Consider the following 17,229-nt stretch of genomic DNA (forward strand, 5'->3'; position numbering starts at 1 on the left):
TTAAATTAACGTCAATTAGATGAATAGATAAATAGGCTCTAATACCATTCTTGGGCGTTGCTGAATAAACGTATGACTCTCGGGTTTGAGTCCTTTGCCGCCCGGGTCTATCGGACTTGGTATGCTAATGTAACATGCTATACGAAATCTGAGATATGCAGCTACTTCTAACTGATTTACTCAACCTACCTAGAATTGAGGTTGAAGATTATACCGATGTTGCGGGAGAATTGATTCTTATAGTGGAAGCAAAGACCACCGAGGCGATTTGCCCACGTTGCCAACAAAAATGTTGTCATTTACACCAGAATCATTGGTATCTAGTGCGAGATTTAAGCATCAGTGGACGAACCGTATTTCTTAAGATCAATCGTCGCCAGTTTCAGTGTCGAACTTGTGGTAAGCCATTCAGTGAAACGCTCGATTTCATCGGCAATCGTCGCAAGCAAACGGATCGATTTGCTCAGTCAATCGTGCAACAGGTTTTGCACAGCGACATTCATAATGTTGCAATTTTAAATGGTCTCACTGATGAAGAAGTATGGTCAATGGTACAGTATGTCAGTAAAAAAAACTCAACGTCGATGTGAGTTCAGTAAAACGATTAGGTATAGATGAGATTTCCTTAGGTGAAGGACAAGGAGATTACATAGTTGTTTTGGTCGATTTAGAGCGGCGAATTCCCCTTGCCCCTTCTCGCAAGCAGGAAGATGTGAGGCAAGTGCTTGAGGCATGGGGAGCAGCAGTACTCAATCAAATTATTGAGGTGAGCATTGACCTATCTGGAAACTATAAAAGTTTGGTTCATAAACTTCTACCTAATGCTACGGTGGTTGCCGACCGATTTCATGTTATGAAGATTGTGAATCAGGAATTGGATAAGGCTCGAAAAAGTATTTGTAAAGCGAAGACGGTAAATGAAGTCCAGAAAGCCCAGATTGCAGCCGCGCTCAAACAAAGTAAATATGCGTTACTCAAGCCGGAGGAAAATCTGACTCAGAAGCAAAAAGCAAAACTAGAAGAAATTCGAGAAGTAGTGCCAAGTCTGGCTCGAATGCATCAGGAGAAGGAATCGTTTAGAGCCATCTTTGAGCAAGCAAAAGATTGGAAAGATGGAACCTTTCAATTGCTCGATTGGTTAGCTCAAGCTCAGGATTGTTTTCAAGAGAGCGTAAGAACAATTTGTCGGTGGTTTGGTGAAGTCACCGCTTATTTTGATAATCACACAAATAGTGGTGTTGTCGAAGGTATTAACAATAAATTGAAGCTGATTAAGTGGTCAGGTTATGGGTTCAGGAACTTTGACAATGTTCAGTTACGTTGCTTAATTTGCTGGCATTTAGCTATTGATTAAGCATAACTCGGACGATAGAGCCGGAGTTCGTGCAAATTCCGCACTACAAGCTGTTTGGACGAATTAAGCAGCTTTGTTTAATTTTCGGGATTCGATTAGTCGAAACCGAAGAATCGTATACGTCTCAAGCCTCGCTTTTTGATAATGACTTCTTGCCTACGTTCGACGAAAAACCTGAAGGGTGGAAGGCATCAGGAAAACGAATTCTTAGAGGGCTGTACCGAACTGCTCAAGGATGGCTCATCAATGCAGACTGTCATGGAGCCTGCAATATCATGAGAAAGGTAAGCACAAAGCTCAATATCGATTTGAGTGGAGTGTGTAGAGGGGCTGTGGCAGCCCCTTCTAAGGTCAAGTTAGAGCAGATTGGCTTTGCTCTAGCCTAACTCAGAGAAGCCTCGCCGTTCCACGGCGGGGAGTGTCACGCCTGATCTGCCCGCAGCAGACGCAATGCCACCCCAAACAGGAAGCGGGTCACGGCCCAGCGGGGCGATCGCCCAGTAACTTCGGGTGCTTCCAACAGGCGGTACACAGCGGCGGCCTGCTGCCACTGTCGTCGCCGTAAAAACCGCCATGTGCCAGCCAAAATAAACTGGTGTAGGAAATCCCGCTGGGCGTGATGCAGTACCCTAGGGGGCAGAAGGTTAAGCTGACGGGCTTCCTGAAAGATAGCACTGAGGTGGCCGAGGGTCTGGGGCTGAAACATCCCCATGCTCAGGGCTTGATCGTGAATGGTATAGGCTGCAGTGGCCAGAGGAACCGTATAGACTCCCGCAGTAGCAAAGAAGCGCAGCCATTGATAAATATCTGTAGCTTCACCGTAGGTTTGGCTAAATTCCCCCACCCGCGCTAGGAGCGATCGCCGCCACACCAAGGCAGGAAAGCGGACAAAGGAGGAGTGCGATAAAAGTTGCCGTACCGCAGTGGCGGGTGGGAGCCACCGTGCCCGAGGCGGAATTTGTTTGCGCAAACAGTGCCCCTGCCCATCCACAAGATGCACCCCAAACAGGAACACATCATACCGCGAACCGTAGCAGTTCAGCGTATGCAGAAGATGGGTTATCCCCTGCGGTAGCAGATAATCATCATCGTGCAGTAACAGCACAAACTCGCCCCGCGCATAGGCCAAACTCTGATTCCAATTGGCAACCATCCCCAAACGTTGCGGATTTTTGTGATATTGCCATGCCCCCTGCCAACCATGGAGAAGACACTCGACCTGTGGCGTGGCAAGGGTTGAATCATCCGTAATCACGAGTTCAATCGCCGCAGTCTGAGCTGGAGTCAGGGCACTCAGGATGGAGGTAACAGCAGTGCGCAGCCCATCGGGGCGGTTATAGGCCGGAATGCAAATACTGAGTTGGGGCAGAGAGATCACACCTGTGTCACTCCTATCAACCTGCACAGTTTGGTGCATAAATTGCTGTACTTTGCCGTTAAGGCAAGGGAATGTTGCTAGCACCCGAGAGCCAATTTGCAGGATCCACCGCTATGACTACCCCGACCCTTGATCGCAACCGTTTGCAAGCTGCCTTGGCCTCCCTAAATCTTAGTTTAGAAGCAGAACTCACTCAATTTCGCTGCCATCGGCTTGTTYAGTCTCACCSCCCYCTCGAAACTCCTCAGCCAAGCAGTCCGGGGCTTACCGTGTCTGAGCCGCTAGACACCCCTGCTCCTGTTGTCACCACCCCCATCGCTCCTACGGCAGCCCCTGCCCCTGTCGAGCCGCCCTCCCCTTTGAGCCTGCACTCTGACGCCACGGTCGCCCAGGGCGATACGGACAAGTTCATCGACTTTGACCCAGCAGAACTGGCGGGACTATTACCCCAGTCCTACACCAGCAGTGCCCCTGAAGCCGTTGCTCCCCCACCGCAGCAGCAGACCAAACGCCCCTTTGCCTCTACCCGCGAACTCCTCAAGCACGCTCGTCAGAATAACCGTCCGTGGTTTCAGCAGCAGGATCGCAACAGGTCGCACCATTTTCAACGTTGGCTGATCGTTATTGGGGTGCTTGCGGGACTCGGTGGCGGCACCCTTTTGTGGTTGGCACGGCAGGAGACTCCTACCGTGGTGGTGAACGAGGTACCAGCGGACACCAGCCCGTCTGCTCCCCCCTCTGGCCCAAATATGGCCGCCCGCGAGTTTCCTGATGTTAACCGCAGTACCCTTGCGCAACTGGAGCCAGCGTCCTCCCCTGAACCTAGTCCAGCCCTATCGTCCCCATCGCCAGTGGTGGAATCTACCCCCTCAAAGGTATTTATTGAGCACGCGAGTAATGGCCGTTACTATGTGCTTGCCCCCTATACCGAGCCGGCGGACTTAGCCAAAGTTCAGGAGATTTTGCCGGATGCGTTCTTAGTGGGTGATGGTGCTGAAACGAAGATTCAGTTAGGCATGTTTGAGGATGAGGCTTCGGCGCAAGCCATGGTTAACCAACTGCGCGATCGCCTCTAAGCGCGCCCCCTAATTGACGCTGCTGCCAATCCCTTGCACTATAGGGGGTACGGTCTTATTTCCCTTGCCCATGGCGCGTCGCCCCGTTACCCTACCCCAACTCCAGCAAAAAAAACAGCACGGTGATCCCATTACGATGCTGACAGCATGGGATTATCTTTGGGCGCGGCTGCTCGATGCAGCAGGGGTTGATGTAATTTTGGTAGGGGATTCCCTAGGGATGGTGGCCTTGGGTTACAGCACCACGCTACCGGTCACCCTAGAGCAGATGATTCACCATGCGCGGGCGGTGCGGCGGGGGGTAACTGCCAGCTTTGTGGTGTGCGATCTGCCTTTTTTGAGTTATCACGAAAGCCCGGAACAGGCGCTGCGATCGGCGGGACAACTGGTAAAGGAAGCGGAGGTGCAAGCGGTGAAGATGGAGGGTGCCTCACCAGTGGTCTGTGCAGCCACTCAACGGCTTGTGGAAGCGGGGATTCCAGTTTTGGGTCATGTTGGATTACTGCCCCAGCGGGTGCATCAGTTGGGCGGGCTGCGGCAGCAGGGAAAAACTGAGCAGGCAGCAGAGGCAATTCTTGCCGACGCGATCGCCCTAGCTCAGGCGGGTGCCTTTGCCTTAATCCTTGAGCATATTCCCAGTGAGCTCGCCCAACGCATTACTGCCAAACTAGAGATTCCCACTATTGGTATTGGTGCAGGGCCTCACTGCGATGGGCAAGTGCTGGTCACTGCCGATGTGCTGGGGTTGACCCCCCAAGCGCCGCCCTTTGCGCCGGTGTACGCTGACCTTGGTACCCAAGCGATCGCCGCGTTGCAGCAGTACTGTCACAACGTGCGCTCCCGCATTTACCCGCCCCCTCAGCCCTAGGACACCGTAAAACGGTTTGTTTCCTCGCGAATTTGTTCGAAGGTAATTGTTTGCTGGGTGCCCACAAACGGATTATCTGGTGTCAAAAACAGTAAACAGTGACATTCGCGCCGTTCTCGCATGGGTACACAAGGGCAGTTCCAGTAGGCAGCCGCCACTTCCGCTTCCTTATCTTCGTAGTGTCGGCAGGGGCACAGAGGCGAGCCATAATCGTCTTTGTGTTTGGCTAAACCTTCTAAAACAACCGCAGTGGTTCCCAGATCAGCGCAAAAGTAGGTTCCTGTTCGTTGGGCATAGGTTTCCGCAAATTTGCGCACGGCTTCTAAATTTTTGTCAGAGGCTTGCTGTGGCTTGTAGGCGTTACTCATGGCACAATTTGCGACGGAGGACATTCCTATAGTTTGACATACTCCCTAGCCTAACGTCACAGAGATTCCAACAGTCTTACAGTATTTGTTTATTACACTTACTTACACGCTGAGGATTTGAATCGTTGTTGTTTGTGGCAAATTCCCCGCTGAGACCGCAAGTGAGCTACTGCCACTTCGCCGTACAGGAGTACCTTCCATCACCGCTAAAAAGTCATCCAAGCCCGTTAAATCGCAATTGTTTGGATCAGCCGCTGCGGTGCGAAAGTGGGACGGAATGACTAAACGGGGTTGCAATAACTCAATGGCAGCTTTGGCCTCTGCCGCAGTATAGGCTTTGTCAGTGCCCCCCACAGGCACAATCATCACATCGGGTCGGCCCATGAGAATTTTTTGCTCAATGCTGAGGGGCATGGCAATTCCCCCCATATGGAGAATGTTGACCCCCCCCTGCTGCCACCGCCACACAACATTAACACCAAAGCGAAAGCCACCTACGCGATCGTGATTTGTCCGAATTCCCTGAATTGTCAGACCATTGACTTTATAGTTACCCGGTTGAAACAGCAGCTTCGGGCGACCCGGCAGCCCTTCAATGTACCCCTCATCCAGTAGGCGGCTGCTAATCATGACAATATCTACAGCAACGCGGGGCGGGCGTAACCTTTGGGTGCATCCCATGGGACGAAAGGGATTCACAAGAATCCGCTGGCCACTGCCGCTAAACAGAAAGCAAGTGTGCCCCAGCCATTGTAGTGACAGTCCTGCTCCTTGCGCGTGAGCCGCCCAATGTCCTCCTAAACTGGCGATCGCCCCTACCTGCGCCCAACGCAAAAACTGTCGCCGTTCCATAGGTCTCCCCACAGTGCATTCCCAGCTAAGTATAGAGAAAAATTGGCTTATGCCGCGAGGCTAGTTAAGGCCGCTGACGGGCAACCGTTGCCAAAAAGTTCCTAAGCAAGTCTTTGCCGCAGCGGGTCAAGATACTTTCAGGATGGAACTGTACCCCTTCAAGGGTGGGATACTGCCGATGGCGAACCCCCATAATCAGGTTATCTGCCGTCCATGCCGTAATTTCTAAGACATCGGGACAAGTCTCGCGGTCAATGACCAAACTGTGGTAACGAGTGGCAGTAAATGGTTGAGCCAAACCTTCAAAGACCCCTACCCCAGCATGATAGATGTCGGAAGTTTTACCGTGCATCAGGGTTGGTGCCAATGTAATAGTGCCACCAAACACCTCGCCAATCGCTTGATGCCCTAAGCACACCCCTAAAATAGGACACTTAGGCCCGTAGGCGCGAATCACTGCTTCGGAAATACCAGCATCTGCTGGCCGCCCGGGTCCCGGAGAAATGACGATGCCGTCTGGAGCTAGGGTCTCAATGTCGGCAAGGGTGATCTTGTCATTGCGAAAAACACGGAGATCAGCAGCAACAGCAAACTCCGTAGCTAGCTCCCCCAAGTATTGAACCAAGTTGTAGGTGAAGCTATCATAGTTGTCGATCACAATAATCAATGGCTAACAGCCTCCAAAGTTGCAGTGTCCCGTCATTTTACCGTTGAAAGGAGGGGAGATCGCTTTCTCCCCCATGGGTAGCAAGCTAGGACGCATGTATGGTAGCAGAGTCATGGGTAGCTCTCCTGCTGAACGCGAAGGGAGTGTCAAACTAGGCATAGTGATGATCCATGGCCCAGCGAGCCAGCTCTGTACGGTTGTGAAGTCCTGTTTTCCCTAGCATATTACTCACGTGGCTTTCTACGGTGCGCTGACTGACATGCAGTTCCGCGGCAATTTCGCGGTTAGCCAACCCCCGCGCCACGTACTGCAAGATGCGGGTTTCCGTGGGGGTTAGCTCAACCCCCGGGGGCGGTGTCGGCGCTGTGGGGGAGGTGCGCTGCTGCTCTCGCAACCGTGCGGTTTGCTTCAGTAAGGCTTGCACTTGGGCGAGCAGTTCATCGGGTTCAAAGGGCTTGACAAGATACACATCGCCTCCTGTTTGTAGCCCCTTGATGCGATCGTGGGTTTGCCCCTTAGCGGAAAGAAACAATACCGGTAACCAGTGTAAATGCTGATGCTGTCGCATTGTACTGACAAAGCTATAACCATCCATCTGCGGCATCATCACATCACAAATAATCAGATCAGGCGTATGCTGTTGCAATTGGTCTAGGGCTTCACGACCGTGGGCGGCGGTGAGTACTGCGTAGCCCTGCATTTCCAAGTAGTCTTTCACTAGCAAGACTAAGTTGGGGTCATCATCTACCAGCAAGATGGTGGCGCTTTGGCGGTTATGGGTCTGGGTCATGGCGTTAACGCAGCGGCAGGAGCATTTCTAGGGTGAGCGCGTTTAATCTGCCCCTATTCTAAATTGCCCCATCACTTGCCCCAGCCTTTTATCTTAAACCTCCGAGATACCCCGGTTTGTCTGTAGGGCGAGGAGGGATAGGAGCAGCAGCCCCAGACTGCCAAATGCAAACTTACAAATTATCTCCTATAATCTAGCGCATGGAAAAAGTTTACAGCTATCGTTTCTATCCAACCCCTGAGCAAGAAAGCTTGCTGAGGAAAACGTTTGGCTGTGTCCGACTGGTGTACAACCGAGCGGTGGCAGCGCGAACTGACGCATGGGATGAACCGCAAGAGCGAGTTGGATACGTCCAACCCTCTGCCATGCTGACGGAGTGGAAAAAACAGGATGACTTCCAGTTTTTGAATGAAGTTAGCAGCGCTCCCTTGCAACAAAGATTCAGGCATCTGCAAACCGCCTTCACCAACTGCTTTGCGGGACGAGCGGGATACCCACAGTTCAACGAGAAGCGCAACGGCGGCAGTTTGGCCGTGGGACACACGCTATCCGCCTGTGGAGGGTTCGCCTTGGCGGCGCGGAGCGCTAACGTAATAAGGGTGGCGGCAGTTGCAATGAAGCAGGAACCTACGTCGTGAGACTTGGGAATCCCCGTCCTCTAGAGGACAGGGAGGATGTCAAATTAGGCGCAGCTAAGCCGTAGCAGGAGTGTTATCGGTGGGAGGAGTGCGTATGGACAACCAAGTGATGTGGCAAAAGAGTCTTTGGCTTCTGGGTCACTTGAGCGGGCTGTTACTGATGGCCATTCCGGGGGCGATCGCCCAACCAGCGACAACCGCTGCAGATCTCATCCCCCTCAATCCCAATCCTGATCCCCTCTACTTACCCAACCGGCCTGAGCAGGTCACTATTGATGTCGATCGCCCCATTACCCTCACCGAAGCGATTGAATTGGCACGCCGCAATAATCGGCAGTTACAAATTATTGAGGCTCAACTGCAACAGAGCCGGGCAGTATTGCGCCAAGCTGAATCAGCCTTGTATCCTACCCTGTCGTTCCAAACAAATATTAGCCGTACCGATTCGGCGGCCATTCGTCTGCAAAATGCCCAAGCACAGCAGGCATTTATCAAGGGCGGTGGTCTGGGGATACCACCTGTGCCCTTAAACACCACCAGTAACACCTGGACCAATACGGTTCAGTTAGGCTACAACATCTTTACAGCGGGGCAGCGCTCGGGCAGCATTCAAGCAGCGCGGGAACAGGTGCGCAATGCCGAACTGGATTTGCAACGCCAATTTGAACAACTGCGCCAAGATGTGGCCAACGACTACTACAACATTCAGCAGGCAGAAGCACTGGTGCGCATTGGCCAAGCCGCTGTCCAAAACTCGCAAATTAGTTTGCGGGATGCGGTGGCGCGCGAACGAGCCGGTCTAGGCACACTCTTTGATGTGTTAACTGCCGAAGTGCAATTGGCCAACAACCAACAGCAGTTGGTGCAAGCCCAAAGCCAGCTACAAACAGCACAGCGGCAACTGGCGCAAACCCTGAGCCTGAATGATAAGGTGACTGTGCAGGCCGCAGACCCCATTCAAGTGGTGGGGGAATGGAAACTTTCCCTCGAAGAGAGTATTACCCTTGCCTTCCGCAATCGGGTTGAACTGGAGCAACAGCTTGCCCAGCGCAATACTGCCTTGCAACAGCGGCGCGTGGCCTTGGGGAACCTAGGCCCCCAACTGGTGGCCGGGGGCAGCTTTAATACCACCGATGACCTGAGTGATTCCCTTGCTCCCCGCTGGGGCTATACCGTCGGTGGCCAAATGAATTGGACGCTGTTTGATGGCGGCGTCTCCCGTGCCAGTGCGGCGCAGCAAGAAAGTTCAGCGGCGATCGCTGAAGCCCAGTACGCAGCGTTTAAGAACCTGATTCGCTTTCAAGTAGAGCAAGCCTACTACACCTTAAAGTCTAGCCAAGAGAACATCCGCACCAATGAAGTAGCGGTGCGCCAAGCAACGGAAGGCTTACGGTTAGCGCGGCTGCGGTTTCAGGCGGGGATTGGCACCCAAGCGGAGGTAAGTAATGCCGAAACATCCTTGATTCAGGCGCAAAGCAACCTCCTTAGCTCAACTATTGACTACAACCGCGCTATTGCCGCACTGCAGCGGTTTGTGAGTGGCTTACCCCTAAATCCGCAAACAGCTTCTACTCCCTAATGCTGGGCTTTTTGAATCTGGATAAACCGGCAAACTACACCTCCCACGACTGCATCGCCCAACTGCGGCGGCAACTGCACTACAAACGTATTGGTCATGGGGGTACCTTAGATCCGATGGCTACAGGGGTGCTGCCGATCGCCATCGGAGCGGCTACGCGGCTGCTGCCGTATCTGCCACAGACGAAGGTTTATGTTGGCACCATTCGCTTTGGCCTGACCACAACCACCGATGACATTACCGGCACCGTGCTGACTTCTACGACGGCGCAGCAGTTAACCGTGGCAGCCATTGAAGCCATCCTTCCTCAGTTTATTGGCACTATTGAGCAACGCCCCCCCGCCTATAGCGCCATCCAAGTTTCAGGACAGCGGCTCTATGCCCGTGCCCGCGCGGGTGAGGTGGTCAATGCGCCCCTGCGAACGGTTGAGATTAACGCCATTGATCTGTTGATGTGGCAGCCGGGGGATCAACCAGAAGTGACCTTGCGCATTACCTGTGGCAGTGGCACCTATATTCGCGCCCTTGCCCGGGATCTGGGGGGTGCTCKGGGGGTGGGGGGCACCCTCTGCGCCTTGCGGCGGGTTGAAAGTGGCGGCTTGCCCATTGAGCAGAGCGTAGCCTTAGACCAGATCACCGTAACCGATTTACCGCTGCTGTCGCCCCAAAGGGTTTTAGCACATTTGCCGTGGGTGGCGCTGGAGGCTGGGCAAGTGACAGATTGGTACCATGGGCGAGGGGTACTAGGGGACTGGCACCAACCTGAGAATACCCTGATGGGGGTCACCTGTGCCGCTACTCAAGCCTGTTTGGGGCTTGGCATCAGCATCGGCGATCGCCTTCAACCTAAGGTTGTGCTGAGGGACTAAGGGAATTGCCCCTCAAATCACACTCAACTGTTGAAGTAACCAAAACCCTTGTAACTGCTCTTGCTGGGGTCTCTCCTGCACGGCAATGAAGTGTAGCCCCCTGCTGGCCTTGCACGCCTCCATAAAAGCTGTGATTTCCCCTCGCAGTGCCTCGGTTCGCAAGCGAGCTAACACCCAGCGATCGCTGGCACCACTGTCGAGAATCAGCAGCGGTTGTGGCTCAGATTCAAGGGAAAGGTAGGCCGGTTCTAGCCCTGAGAGCCAACCCGCCAGAGGTAGGGCGCGCTGTGAGTAAATGATGACCCCCGGAATAATGGTGTCTGGCGCTAACTGTAAAAAGGGTAAGGGCGGAATATCCCCAAAGGGCAGTTGCCATTCATGGGCTGTTGCTAGCTCCTGCCAAGGCAAGGCGGTGACCTGCCAGCGATCGCCCATGAGGGCGGGGGGTAACGGTTCGGGGGCAGGGGGCAACAATTGCGGAGCCTCGGCAAGCTCTGCCTGATAGTTGGCTAAGCTGGGATAAACGTGGGCGTGGCGCTCTCGCAACCAATGGTAGAGGGCAAAGGTGCGCCGACTGGCCAGCATCCCTAACCCAGCAGCTGTGCCCCCACGCATAATGATAGCGCTCATGGCACGGCGAAAAAACCGTACGCGATCGGGCTGAGTGTCGGCGGCGAGACTAAACTGCTGCTGCCACTCCCCTAATGCTTCCCCAAGAGCCGCCTGTAACCAGCGGGCATTGGCTTCAGCACCTGAACAGGTTTTGCTGAACTGAAACTGTAACTGGCGATCGCAAATGAGCAATTCCCAGATTTTTTTGTTGTTTTCATCCACTACAGGTCGGGAATAAAAATCTAGCTCCCATATCCTATCCATTGGCCGACTGCCCCACTCCCACAAGAGAAAACGCCACCTTAACGAGTGACAAGGTTGCCTTCCCTAGGATAGGCGGTTTTKGCAGCCCAAGTAAATGTATAAMGTGATACAGATTTTCAGGGGGTAGAACTGGTGCAATCAAAGGTTAACCGCGGGTAAACGCTTAATTTGACTTAAGCCACACAACAGTCATGATTTTCTGTCGTGCTGTTGCGCCACAACTGTGGTTGCCTGCTGCGAAGTCTCCTCCGCTCAACTCGTTTGCAAGCCTTGTCTTTTGTCCATCCGTTGAGAACGAAAGCGATGTCCAAGTTAAAACTGAAACGTGCTAGACGGCAAAAGCGACCGTTACTAGATTGGCAACCCAACATCCGCTGGCGATCGCCAGCGCTTGTCGCTTGCATCCCCCTTGCCCTCATTATTGTTGCCGTTTGGGGTATCGCAGCACAGGCACAGGATCAACCCCTTACTCCTGAATACGTTCAAGGGGTACTCAATACCATTTGGGTGTTTATTGCCGCCGTCTTGGTGATTTTCATGAATGCTGGCTTCGGGATGCTGGAAACCGGCTTCTGTCGTCAGAAAAACGCAGTGAACATCCTCTCGAAAAACTTGATTGTCTTTGCCTTGGCCACCTTGGCCTACTGGGCCATTGGCTATTCCTTTATGTTTGGCACCGAAGGAAATGCCTTTATTGGCTTGGGGGGCTTTTTCCTTAGCAGTGAAAATCCAGAAACCTACGGCCTCGCTCCCTTTCCAGAAGGCTTAGCGATCCCGGTAGCGTTTCTGTTCCAAGCAGCCTTTGCCGGTACGGCTGCCACCATTGTTTCTGGGGCAGTTGCCGAGCGCGTCAAATTCATTGACTTTTTAATCTTTAGCTTGCTGCTCACAGGCATTTCCTATCCCATCAGCGGTCACTGGGTCTGGGGGGGGGGTCTGTTGTCTAAAATGCCCTTCTTGGGTGAAGAGGTTGCCTTTTCTGACTTTGCAGGCTCCACGGTGGTTCACGCCGTAGGCGGTTGGGCGGCTCTGATGGGGGCAGCGTTCCTAGGACCGCGCATTGGCAAGTACGCCGCCGATGGCACCCCCAATGCACTCCCAGGGCATAACATGGGCTTTGCGATGCTGGGGTGTTTAATTCTGTGGATTGGCTGGTTTGGCTTTAACCCAGGGTCTCAACTCGCTGCCGATGAAGCGGTACCCTATATTGCTGTAACCACCAACCTTGCGGCGGCAGCGGGCGGTGTTGCAGCAACGATTACCGCGTGGGTGGTCATTGGCAAGCCCGATTTATCCATGATTATTAACGGCATTCTTGCTGGCTTGGTCTCCATTACGGCACCCTGTGCTACCGTTTCCTACTGGAGTGCCGTGGTCATCGGTGCCATTGGTGGTGTCATTGTCGTTTACTCCGTCCTCTTCTTTGATCGGATTAAAATTGATGATCCTGTTGGTGCCACGTCGGTTCACCTTGTCTGTGGGACGTGGGGAACCCTAGCGGTTGGTTTATTCCATAAAGAACTGGGATTGCTCACGGGTCATGGGGTTACCCAGCTCATTGCCCAAGTCATTGGCATCTTAACGGTTGGTGGTTTCACGGTGTTGATGACGAGCATCTTCTGGCTGGCACTGAAGCAAACCCTTGGCATTCGCGTGTCGGAAGAAGAGGAGCTAAAAGGTTTAGACATTGGCGAGCATGGCATGGAAGCCTACAGTGGCTTCCTGAAGGAGTAGCCGGCCATACAAGTTTGGAGTTGAACCACTCTGGTGGTTGACTCCATTGCCCTAGGTGGTTTTTACTGCCCTCCTCGGGGGGGCAGTTTTTTTATCTCTAGGCAAAATCAATGCGGCCATAGCGCGCAACGATATCCGATTGTCCGGTTTGCTGCTGTGTTTGCCATGCCCATAGCTGATCGCCAAGGGAAAAATGCCACCACTCGTTCGGATGGCGTTGAAACCCGGCGTTGCTCATTGCTTGGTTGAGTCGCTGACGACGTTCGGCAATGTTCTTGGCATGGGCTAAATGGGGGTGGCGATCGTAAAAGTCAGGATAGGAGCGTTCCGATAGTTCATCAATTGCCCCGCCCATGTCTAGGAGAGTGCCTGTCTCATCGACGAGGGTGAGATCCACCGCTGCGCCGGTACTGTGGGGAGGAGGCTGTTGCGGGTCTTGACTGGGAATGGCCCAAAACAAATACACTTGCTCCCATAGGGTGGTGGCAAGGGACCCATCTATCTGTTGGGGATTAAGATCGCGCTGGGTGCAGAGTTCCCGAAAGGTGTGCTCCACCATGAACTGCTGCACGGCTACCGGTCGATAGGCATCAAAAATTGCTAATCGCCAACCGTAGCTCATGAGGGATGCTTGAGCTGCCTCTAGGGCAGTAATGACGCCCACGCGCAGCCAGAAGGGGGACGCATTACCGTAGGGGGCACCCACCTGCTGATAGGGATGGGGAGACAAACGTACAATCCCCTCGGGAATCGGGGCGAGGGGTTCACCACACTCATGAATGGGAACACAGGTGTAGGGTTTTTGCCCCATACGGCACTAGCTATTGGCTTCCCGCTCAAGCGCCAGTTCAACTTGCTTAAATTCCTGTTCGAGGCGGGCCTTTAATTTTTCAGGGAGGGGGCGGTTGGGATAAGAGCTATAGTGACCGGCCAAGGAGTTCAGCGCCGTCTGCATGGTTGTAAAGGACGCTAAGGAGCGCAGAGACTCATCGCGGCGGTACAGGGCGAAAAAGTCGTTGAGCTTCTTGCGGGCGTCGGCTTGAGCCGCTTTCTTGCCGGGGTCATTCTCCGGTAGGGCGATCGCCTCGCGTAAGCTCTCAATCAAGGTTAATGTATCCTGCCGAAAGTTACCGCTCAAGCCCGCTGGCACATTGGCACAACTGGTGAGCAGTAGGGAAAAACTCAGGAAAATGGCGCAAACGGCGACCCAAAAACGCTTCATACCAAACCCCAACAAGAAATCTGCACAGCCATCGTAGCTATGCACAATGCTGATTTTAACCCATGACGGTTTCGAGAACGATCCACAACGCTCTGGCCTAGGGATCACGAGCGATGGGCTGGGGTGTCTGAGGCCGCAAGGATATGCAAACGCACCGCTTTGCCGCCTAGGTCTATTTGCACCATATCACCGGAGAGTAAATCCAGTGCCTCTAATAGTGCCTGTAGGTGGGGCGTGCTGGCGCCAGCCTCGGTGTAGAGGCGATCGCTTAACTGACTGACCCGCTGCCATGTGGTATAAAGACGGGCAATGGTGCTCTCTAACTGTGCGGCTTGCTGGAGGAGATCCGCGAGGGTGTGTAGTTGGCCAAGCCGTTGGGCTTCTGCCAGTACCTGCTGTAGATCTACGGGGGTGGCATTCAGGGCTTGAATGTGTGGGGCTGCCTCGAGGTAACGCCCCAACTGCCGCGCTGTGGCGGTGACCTGTTTGACGGTGTCAACACTTGGATCTCTCACCAATTCCTGGGTGAGTTCCTGCTGCTGATCCGCGGGGAGTTTACGGAGTTCTTTGACCAATGGCGCTACATAGCGGGGGGCAAGGGTGCGATCGCTCGCTTTTTCGCGAACAATGGTGGGTAACAGGTCGGAGTTGAGGGCAGTCCACTGCTCCTGTAGTTGGCGAACCTCGCGATGGGTAATGCGATCGCCCTGTTGCGCCGCATCGGTAATGAGGGCTTGGACTTCGGGGTCGGCGGCGGCGGTTTCTAAAAAAGCCCGTTTGCTAAAGCGAGAAATAGCTTCGGGGGGAAGGGGACGCTGGGTTAGTAGCTCATCGGCGCGATCGGCCAACTGAATCAGATCGTAGGCACGGCGCTTGCTAATGTCGTGTTCCTGTAGCCAGTGGCTAAAGCCTACTCCCCGTTCATCGCCTTGATGGCGGTAGCGATCGCGCACCGCCCGTAAAATTTGCCCCCGCCAAATCTCCGTTTGCAGATCAAAGCGTTCACACACCTGCCACGCTTGGCGCACCTGCTGTAAAAACTCCGCTTCAGTGAGAGAGGCATCCGCAGCAGGGAGAGGCAAGACAAAATCAGGGGTTAGCTCCATCGACATGAATGCTTGAGGACAGATCCGGCAGTATAAGCGAACTGGTGAAAAAACGGTACACTAAGGGCAACAACAAGGGAGTGAGGTATGGGCGATCGCATTGCGGTTGGCATTATTGGGGCATCGGGGTATGGTGGCATTCAACTGGTGCGTTTACTGCTAGATCATCCCTACGCGGACATTACCTATCTGGGGGGCGAAGGTAGCGCGGGTCGTCCCTACACTGAGTTGTATCCCCATTTGCAAGGACGGGTGAATTTAACGGTTGAGCCAGTGGATGTTGCCGCTATTGGCGATCGCACCCAAGTTGTATTTTTATCCCTCCCCAATGGCCTTGCCCTCACCCTCGCTCCGCAACTGTTAGCGCGGGGCTGTAAGGTACTGGATCTCTCGGCGGATTATCGCTTTCAGAACCTCAAAACCTATACCCAGTGGTATGGCACCGAGCGGGATGATGCTGCGATTGCCGCACAGGCGGTGTATGGCCTACCGGAGCTTTATCGCGATCGCATTGCCAAAAGTTCCCTGATTGGCTGTCCAGGGTGTTACCCCACAGCCAGTCTGCTGGCGCTTGCCCCCTTGATCAAACAGGGGCTCATTGAACCTAATACCGCAATTATCGATGCCAAATCCGGCACCTCCGGCGGCGGGCGTCAAGGCAAAGTGAATTTGTTGCTGGCGGAAGCCGATAATTCTGTAGCCGCCTACAATGTTGCCCGCCACCGCCATACCCCTGAAATTGAAGCCATCTGTCGCGATTTATCAGGGCAGTCGGTGTTGGTACAGTTTACCCCTCACCTTATCCCGATGCCGCGGGGGATTCTTGCCACGGTGTACGCGACTCTGCGGGATCCAGGTCTGGTACGGGAGGACTTAATCACCATTTATCAAGCGTTCTATCGTCATTCGCCCTGGGTCAGTATTTTGCCGCCAGGCATCTACCCGCAAACCAAGTGGGCGTGGGGCACCAATGCCTGCTTCATTGGCATTGAGGTGGATGAACGCACTGGACGGGTGATCGTTATGTCGGCTATCGACAACCTGATGAAGGGGCAAGCAGCGCAGGCAATCCAGTGTTTGAATATCATGATGGGGTGGCCGGAAACCCTTGGCCTACCTCAAGTAGCCTTTTACCCCTAAACCTCGTCGGCATTCACTAGGGGCAGGCACTCCCCTCGTAGGAGTTCGGTACTCGCAGCACTGAGGTCTAAGCTGAACGCCCACAGGACACGGCCAACACACACCCCCACCAGAAAAGGCGCTGTGCCCAAGCTCAGTAGCAGGGTCGTGGGATAATGGGGCGATCGCGGCATTTTAGTCCCCAGCGGTCTCATCGGGTGGGTTAGGCTCATAGTCCAACAACATTTCGCGGGATTTTTTTAACTGCTTCCAGAGCGCTTTGATTTCGTTATAGGCCTCTTGAGGGGGCAACTTACCACCCGTTTCCAACCCACAGATGTAACTCACCCGCTGAGCAAACTCCTGCAAATTGGCATTAAATGCCAAATTTTGCGGCGTAAAGTTACCGTGATAGCGACTGGTAGGGTACAAAAACTTGTCTTTATCAAATTCTGGTTGGGGCAGTTCAGACACAGGAGTAGCCCTTTGGCAAATGAATCTACTAACTATTCTATCAACACTTGCGGGATCACTGGCGCTGTAGGGTTCCGACAGGGCTTAGCAAATACAAAAATCGCCCTTCTTTTTGGTGGGTTGGGGCGGCACCCCCATCGCTGCGCATGTGGGGCTAAACTAGACCGAGACCCAAACGTGGCAATCAACATAGGGCAGGTGGCATTGAATACCAAGAATATGTTGGAAATCATCTGCGTGATAGCCGAAATTATTGGGT

21 protein-coding genes are annotated in these 17,229 nt (G+C 53.6%); 10 read left to right on the forward strand and 11 right to left on the reverse strand.

Translation table 11 applies throughout. The features are described 5' to 3' along the window. Nucleotides 1-155: 155 nt before the first annotated feature. Genes L5220_RS08170 through L5220_RS08180 form a run of 3 tightly spaced genes read left to right on the forward strand, consistent with a single transcriptional unit; the run spans nt 156 to nt 1,740 of the window. On the forward strand, nt 156-590 hold the full coding sequence (locus L5220_RS08170; protein WP_499572872.1) for a transposase family protein: 435 nt from the start codon (nt 156-158) through the stop codon (nt 588-590). Further along, nucleotides 587-1,354 carry an ISL3 family transposase gene (locus L5220_RS08175; RefSeq protein WP_499572874.1) on the forward strand — a complete coding sequence of 256 codons (768 nt, stop codon included), beginning with the start codon at nt 587-589 and terminating at the stop codon, nt 1,352-1,354. The genes L5220_RS08170 and L5220_RS08175 overlap by 4 nt, the downstream gene beginning before the upstream one ends. 29 nt (nt 1,355-1,383) lie before the next feature. Further along, nucleotides 1,384-1,740, forward strand: coding sequence for a hypothetical protein (locus L5220_RS08180; RefSeq protein WP_499572876.1), 357 nt, complete (start codon nt 1,384-1,386; stop codon nt 1,738-1,740). 35 nt (nt 1,741-1,775) lie between these two features. Here the strand turns inward: L5220_RS08180 and L5220_RS08185 are convergent, their stop codons facing one another. Next, the gene (locus L5220_RS08185; RefSeq protein ID WP_499572878.1) at nt 1,776-2,732 is read right to left on the reverse strand and encodes a glycosyltransferase family 2 protein; all 957 of its coding nucleotides are present in this window, start codon (nt 2,730-2,732) and stop codon (nt 1,776-1,778) included. Nucleotides 2,733-2,845: 113 nt separating this feature from the next. Between L5220_RS08185 and L5220_RS08190 the strand changes: the two genes are divergently transcribed. Both L5220_RS08190 and panB read left to right on the forward strand, forming a co-directional pair. After that, complete coding sequence (locus L5220_RS08190; protein ID WP_499572880.1) at nt 2,846-3,808, forward strand: hypothetical protein; 963 nt, start codon at nt 2,846-2,848, stop codon at nt 3,806-3,808. Between the two features lie 70 nt (nt 3,809-3,878). After that, nucleotides 3,879-4,676: a 3-methyl-2-oxobutanoate hydroxymethyltransferase gene (gene panB / locus L5220_RS08195; protein ID WP_499572882.1), complete on the forward strand. Its 798-nt coding sequence runs from the start codon at nt 3,879-3,881 to the stop codon at nt 4,674-4,676. On the opposite strand, the gene L5220_RS08200 is transcribed toward panB, so the two are convergent. The 4 genes from L5220_RS08200 to L5220_RS08215 all read right to left on the reverse strand — a co-directional run bounded on the left by L5220_RS08200 (nt 4,673) and on the right by L5220_RS08215 (nt 7,353). Then, nucleotides 4,673-5,044, reverse strand: a complete 372-nt coding sequence (locus L5220_RS08200) for a ferredoxin-thioredoxin reductase catalytic domain-containing protein (protein ID WP_099798602.1) — start codon at nt 5,042-5,044, stop codon at nt 4,673-4,675. The genes panB and L5220_RS08200 overlap by 4 nt on opposite strands. A 102-nt stretch (nt 5,045-5,146) precedes the next feature. Then, nucleotides 5,147-5,896, reverse strand: coding sequence for an MBL fold metallo-hydrolase (locus tag L5220_RS08205; RefSeq protein ID WP_499572884.1), 750 nt, complete (start codon nt 5,894-5,896; stop codon nt 5,147-5,149). Nucleotides 5,897-5,960: 64 nt separating this feature from the next. After that, the gene (locus L5220_RS08210; RefSeq protein WP_448515412.1) at nt 5,961-6,563 is read right to left on the reverse strand and encodes an anthranilate synthase component II; all 603 of its coding nucleotides are present in this window, start codon (nt 6,561-6,563) and stop codon (nt 5,961-5,963) included. Between the two features lie 151 nt (nt 6,564-6,714). Continuing rightward, a complete protein-coding gene (locus tag L5220_RS08215; RefSeq protein ID WP_099798605.1) occupies nt 6,715-7,353 on the reverse strand; it encodes a response regulator transcription factor in 639 nt (212 codons plus the stop codon). A 200-nt stretch (nt 7,354-7,553) separates the two neighbouring features. Here L5220_RS08215 and L5220_RS08220 point away from each other — a divergent pair, with 200 nt between their 5' ends. From L5220_RS08220 to truB, 3 genes are all read left to right on the forward strand, one after another. Further along, a complete protein-coding gene (locus L5220_RS08220; protein ID WP_499572887.1) occupies nt 7,554-7,991 on the forward strand; it encodes an RNA-guided endonuclease InsQ/TnpB family protein in 438 nt (145 codons plus the stop codon). A gap of 94 nt (nt 7,992-8,085) precedes the next feature. Further along, nucleotides 8,086-9,570 carry a TolC family protein gene (locus L5220_RS08225; protein WP_499572889.1) on the forward strand — a complete coding sequence of 495 codons (1,485 nt, stop codon included), beginning with the start codon at nt 8,086-8,088 and terminating at the stop codon, nt 9,568-9,570. Continuing rightward, on the forward strand, nt 9,570-10,439 hold the full coding sequence (gene truB / locus L5220_RS08230) for a tRNA pseudouridine(55) synthase TruB (protein WP_499572891.1): 870 nt from the start codon (nt 9,570-9,572) through the stop codon (nt 10,437-10,439). The genes L5220_RS08225 and truB overlap by 1 nt, the downstream gene beginning before the upstream one ends. A 12-nt stretch (nt 10,440-10,451) precedes the next feature. On the opposite strand, the gene L5220_RS08235 is transcribed toward truB, so the two are convergent. Then, the gene (locus L5220_RS08235; protein WP_499572893.1) at nt 10,452-11,315 is read right to left on the reverse strand and encodes a Tab2 family RNA-binding protein; all 864 of its coding nucleotides are present in this window, start codon (nt 11,313-11,315) and stop codon (nt 10,452-10,454) included. Between the two features lie 303 nt (nt 11,316-11,618). Between L5220_RS08235 and L5220_RS08240 the strand changes: the two genes are divergently transcribed. Further along, nucleotides 11,619-13,049, forward strand: coding sequence for an ammonium transporter (locus L5220_RS08240; RefSeq protein WP_499572895.1), 1,431 nt, complete (start codon nt 11,619-11,621; stop codon nt 13,047-13,049). A 97-nt stretch (nt 13,050-13,146) separates the two neighbouring features. On the opposite strand, the gene L5220_RS08245 is transcribed toward L5220_RS08240, so the two are convergent. The 3 genes from L5220_RS08245 to L5220_RS08255 all read right to left on the reverse strand — a co-directional run bounded on the left by L5220_RS08245 (nt 13,147) and on the right by L5220_RS08255 (nt 15,377). Further along, a complete protein-coding gene (locus L5220_RS08245; protein WP_499572897.1) occupies nt 13,147-13,860 on the reverse strand; it encodes a M15 family metallopeptidase in 714 nt (237 codons plus the stop codon). A gap of 6 nt (nt 13,861-13,866) precedes the next feature. Beyond that, on the reverse strand, nt 13,867-14,271 hold the full coding sequence (psb27, locus tag L5220_RS08250; RefSeq protein ID WP_499572899.1) for a photosystem II protein Psb27: 405 nt from the start codon (nt 14,269-14,271) through the stop codon (nt 13,867-13,869). Nucleotides 14,272-14,375: 104 nt separating this feature from the next. Next, nucleotides 14,376-15,377, reverse strand: coding sequence for a hypothetical protein (locus tag L5220_RS08255; protein ID WP_499572901.1), 1,002 nt, complete (start codon nt 15,375-15,377; stop codon nt 14,376-14,378). 87 nt (nt 15,378-15,464) lie between these two features. Between L5220_RS08255 and argC the strand changes: the two genes are divergently transcribed. Further along, a complete protein-coding gene (gene argC, locus L5220_RS08260) occupies nt 15,465-16,517 on the forward strand; it encodes an N-acetyl-gamma-glutamyl-phosphate reductase (protein ID WP_499572904.1) in 1,053 nt (350 codons plus the stop codon). Here the strand turns inward: argC and L5220_RS08265 are convergent. After that, nucleotides 16,514-16,690 carry a hypothetical protein gene (locus tag L5220_RS08265; RefSeq protein ID WP_198406176.1) on the reverse strand — a complete coding sequence of 59 codons (177 nt, stop codon included), beginning with the start codon at nt 16,688-16,690 and terminating at the stop codon, nt 16,514-16,516. The genes argC and L5220_RS08265 overlap by 4 nt on opposite strands. A 1-nt stretch (nt 16,691) precedes the next feature. Continuing rightward, nucleotides 16,692-16,970: a DUF7219 family protein gene (locus tag L5220_RS08270; protein WP_227517602.1), complete on the reverse strand. Its 279-nt coding sequence runs from the start codon at nt 16,968-16,970 to the stop codon at nt 16,692-16,694. Nucleotides 16,971-17,229 lie beyond the last annotated feature (259 nt).

This window comes from Synechococcus sp. PCC 6716 (assembly GCF_022570815.1).
Classification (GTDB): Bacteria; Cyanobacteriota; Cyanobacteriia; order Thermosynechococcales; family Thermosynechococcaceae; genus Thermosynechococcus; species Thermosynechococcus lividus.

What these genes read in the sequence shown, in the direction of transcription:
- L5220_RS08170 (WP_499572872.1), top strand. Translation starts at nt 156, where the DNA reads ATGCAGCTACTTCTAACTGATTTACTCAACCTACCTAGAATTGAGGTT.
- panB (WP_499572882.1), top strand. Translation starts at nt 3,879, where the DNA reads ATGGCGCGTCGCCCCGTTACCCTACCCCAACTCCAGCAAAAAAAACAG.
- L5220_RS08200 (WP_099798602.1), bottom strand. Translation starts at nt 5,044, where the DNA reads ATGAGTAACGCCTACAAGCCACAGCAAGCCTCTGACAAAAATTTAGAA.
- L5220_RS08205 (WP_499572884.1), bottom strand. Translation starts at nt 5,896, where the DNA reads ATGGAACGGCGACAGTTTTTGCGTTGGGCGCAGGTAGGGGCGATCGCC.
- L5220_RS08215 (WP_099798605.1), bottom strand. Translation starts at nt 7,353, where the DNA reads ATGACCCAGACCCATAACCGCCAAAGCGCCACCATCTTGCTGGTAGAT.
- L5220_RS08220 (WP_499572887.1), top strand. Translation starts at nt 7,554, where the DNA reads ATGGAAAAAGTTTACAGCTATCGTTTCTATCCAACCCCTGAGCAAGAA.
- L5220_RS08225 (WP_499572889.1), top strand. Translation starts at nt 8,086, where the DNA reads ATGGACAACCAAGTGATGTGGCAAAAGAGTCTTTGGCTTCTGGGTCAC.
- L5220_RS08235 (WP_499572893.1), bottom strand. Translation starts at nt 11,315, where the DNA reads ATGGATAGGATATGGGAGCTAGATTTTTATTCCCGACCTGTAGTGGAT.
- L5220_RS08240 (WP_499572895.1), top strand. Translation starts at nt 11,619, where the DNA reads ATGTCCAAGTTAAAACTGAAACGTGCTAGACGGCAAAAGCGACCGTTA.
- L5220_RS08245 (WP_499572897.1), bottom strand. Translation starts at nt 13,860, where the DNA reads ATGGGGCAAAAACCCTACACCTGTGTTCCCATTCATGAGTGTGGTGAA.
- psb27 (WP_499572899.1), bottom strand. Translation starts at nt 14,271, where the DNA reads ATGAAGCGTTTTTGGGTCGCCGTTTGCGCCATTTTCCTGAGTTTTTCC.
- L5220_RS08255 (WP_499572901.1), bottom strand. Translation starts at nt 15,377, where the DNA reads ATGGAGCTAACCCCTGATTTTGTCTTGCCTCTCCCTGCTGCGGATGCC.
- argC (WP_499572904.1), top strand. Translation starts at nt 15,465, where the DNA reads ATGGGCGATCGCATTGCGGTTGGCATTATTGGGGCATCGGGGTATGGT.
- L5220_RS08265 (WP_198406176.1), bottom strand. Translation starts at nt 16,690, where the DNA reads ATGCCGCGATCGCCCCATTATCCCACGACCCTGCTACTGAGCTTGGGC.